The sequence below is a fragment of the Breznakibacter xylanolyticus genome (assembly GCF_003254275.1).
GTDB lineage: Bacteria > Bacteroidota > Bacteroidia > Bacteroidales > Marinilabiliaceae > Breznakibacter > Breznakibacter xylanolyticus.
The window spans coordinates 15,143-18,283 of sequence record NZ_QKZK01000052.1 but is presented as its reverse complement, the minus strand read 5'-3'; the positions used below and the strand labels follow the sequence as shown (position 1 = coordinate 18,283).

At 48.3% G+C, this 3,141-nt stretch carries 2 protein-coding genes; both read left to right on the top strand.

The window, feature by feature from the left end:
* Positions 1–375: 375 nt before the first annotated feature.
* On the top strand, positions 376–1,611 hold the full coding sequence (locus LX69_RS16565) for a PLP-dependent transferase (protein WP_111447153.1): 1,236 nt from the start codon (positions 376–378) through the stop codon (positions 1,609–1,611).
* A 47-nt stretch (positions 1,612–1,658) separates the two neighbouring features.
* Positions 1,659–2,777, top strand: coding sequence for a BamA/TamA family outer membrane protein (locus LX69_RS16560; RefSeq protein ID WP_170124447.1), 1,119 nt, complete (start codon positions 1,659–1,661; stop codon positions 2,775–2,777).
* The last annotated feature ends 364 nt before the right edge of the window (positions 2,778–3,141 follow it).

The window sequence follows — 3,141 nt, the reverse complement described above, 5'->3', positions numbered from 1 at the left end:
TTAGTTTGCTTTGGATAGTTTTTTTTTAACCGCGAATTATGCGAATTAAACGAATTCTTTGTCTCGTAAGTGATTTGGGGTGTTTGCTTTGGGAAAGGGTTTTTTGTCCACGAATTGCACGAATAACACGAATTATTGCATTGGAAAGTGGCTTGTTGGTTGTTAATCTGTTGGGTGTGCTGGAGAGGGTGTTTTTATCGTTGTGAGGATGAGTTGGTTGTGTTTCTATTTAGGGAGTGAAGAATGTTTGGAATGATGAAAGCCTTTTGATGAAGTAGGTATTTTTGGCGATGGAAGGCGTGGTTAGAATGGCGATGGACACAGGTTTTTCGTTAGTTTTACGGTCTGAAATCAAAAAAAAGATAGTTACTCAATATGAACAAGGGATTTACCACCAGGTCATTGCATACGACCTTTCCACAAGAGGATGCTTATCGGGCATTGCACATGCCTATTTATGATGGTGTTGCATTTGATTTTGACTCGGCCGAGACGATGGAGGCTGTGTTTTCGGGACGACGAGCGGGTCATGCTTACGCAAGGACGTCGAATCCCACGGTGGAGTATTTTGAGAAGAAGGTGAAGAATGTGACGGGAGCGCATGCCGTGCTGGCTTTTTCGTCGGGTATGGCGGCCATCACCACGGCCATTTTGTCGATGGTGGGTCAGGGTGATAATTTGGTGACCTCTAATCGCTTGTTCGGTCATTCGTATGCTTTTTTCAAGACGACGTTGCCCGGCTTTGGGATTGAAGTGCGTTTTGTGGATTTGACCGATGAGGTAGCCCTTGCCGGAGTTGTTGATGAGCGCACCCGGTTGATTTTTTTTGAGACCATCACCAATCCCCAGTTGGAGATTTTGGATATTTCACGATTGGCGGCTTTTGCGCATGCACGCAACCTGGTATTGGTGGGCGACAGTACCACCACGCCCCCCAATGTGTTTATGGCACGAAGTTTTGGCGTTGATGTGGAGGTGATGTCCACTACTAAGTTTATTTCGGGGGGGGCAGCTGCTTTTGGGGGAGTGGCCATTGATCATGGAACCTTTGCATGGGAGAAAGTCCCGGCATTGGCGTCGTGGCATTCGCGCTTTGGTATTGATGCATTGATAGCCCGCATGCGCAAAGAGATGTTTCGTCACTTGGGCGGATCGATGACGGCTCACACGGCTCATTTCATGAATTTGGGATTGGATATTCTCACGCTTCGGGTAGATAAGTGTGTGGATAACTGCATGAAGCTGGGTGTGTTTTTGAAGGAACAACCCCAGGTTAAGTCGGTGAATTATCCCGGTTTGCCCGATCATGTGCTTTATGACTTGGCGCAGTTGCAATTTGCCGGTAAGCCGGGTGCTATTTTGACGTTCGACTTGGCATCGCGGTCGGTTTGTTTTGATTTTATGAATGCGCTCAAGGTGATTCGTCGCGCGACGAATTTGAACGATAACAAGACGCTGATCATTCACCCGCATAGCACCATTTATTCGGAGTTTTCATTGGCCGAGCGAGCCGAGATGAAAATACCCGATACTCAGATGCGACTGTCGGTAGGGATTGAAGATGTCGCCGATTTGATGGGAGATATATCACAAGCGTTGAGTGTGATTTGATGGGGGCGTTGCGTTATATATCGTTGTGTTTGCTGTGGTGTAGCCTCATGATGAGCTTGAGGTCGCAGGAGGTGGATACGATGCAGCAAACCGGCGGAGGTTTTATGTTGCGCTTATCGGCGTTTGGTGAGCATGCCATGGATTATTTGACATTTAACCGCGGGCGTCATTCGTTGGTGGTTTTTCCGGTGGCCGGGTATTCGCCGGTAGCCAAGCTCGAGTTGGGAGTGATGCCGATTTGGCGTATCGCCCCGTTGTCGGCTTCGGGCAGTTCTTATTATCGCCCCACCACTATTGCCACGTCGTTATTGGCTTCCACCACAGGGATGTTTGAGTTTGAGGTTGATGTGGAGACATTTACGCGTCAGCTATGGACGGCAAAGTTAAAGAGTCAGTTTGTGTATTTGCCCGATCGATATTATCCCATCGGGAATCAGGCTGTTGATGTAGATCCGATTAAGTATAAGGCATATCGATATCGTTTGGAGGGCCATTTGATGAAGGGATGGCGCGAGGTGTTTTTTTACGGGGTCGAGGTGGATGCCGGTTTTAATGAGCATCATGGTCGTGATGGGATGATGCTACCCGAGGAAGCAGTGGGTAGTTCCGGCGGCTGGTGCAATGCATTAGGGCCGATGGTTGCGTTGGATACGCGTGACAATCCCACGTGGCCCGAACGGGGTGTTTATGTGAAGATGTCGTCGTTGTTTGCGGGACGATTTTTGGGGAGTGAATATCGTTTTGAGCAGTATGTGTTTGATGGTCGTTTGTTTGTCAAGCCATTTCGTCAAGATGGGATTTTAGCGGCACAGTTGTATGTGGAGCGAGGGGATGGATCGATTCCTTTTTATAAGATGCCAGCCATAGGGGGAAAGGCGGCCTTGCGTGGCATATCGCATCCCCTGAAATATATCAATAACAATGCGTGGTATGGTCAGGCCGAGTATCGTCGTCATTTGTGGTGGCGTTTTAGCGGGGTTGTTTTTGGTGGGGTTGGAGCGTCGAGTGCGGATTTTAGTGGGGCTTTTGATCGTGTTTATGGTTCAGTGGGAGCTGGTTTGCGCATTCAGGTGATGCCGGATCAGAAGTTGCATTTGCGGATAGATTATGGGGTTGCCAATGGGGGTGATCATGGCTTGTACTTGACGTTGCGGGAGAGTTTTTGAGGGGGCAGTTGGCTTTCAACGTTTTTTTTGTCCGCGATTTTCACGAATTTTTTCTTTGGAAGTGGGACGGGGATGGCTTTGGGGTTTCGGTTTTTGATGAGCAGAGGGGTGCGGAGTCAGAATAAACGCTAAGGCTAGATGCGTTGTGTTGTTTACTAAGAACTAACGGTGAGTTGCGTTGAGTTGCGTTGAGAACTGGTGAGGAGAATAATACTCGGTGTAATTCATTGGGCGTGGGATCAAGTAGGCGTTATTATGCTGAGTTTTCCGGAATGGGTTCAATGAACACGGAGGCAGGGGGTATGGAGGTTTTTTAAGCCTTGTGATGGAATCGTGCGGGAGAAGAGATTGAAACTAAAGCATG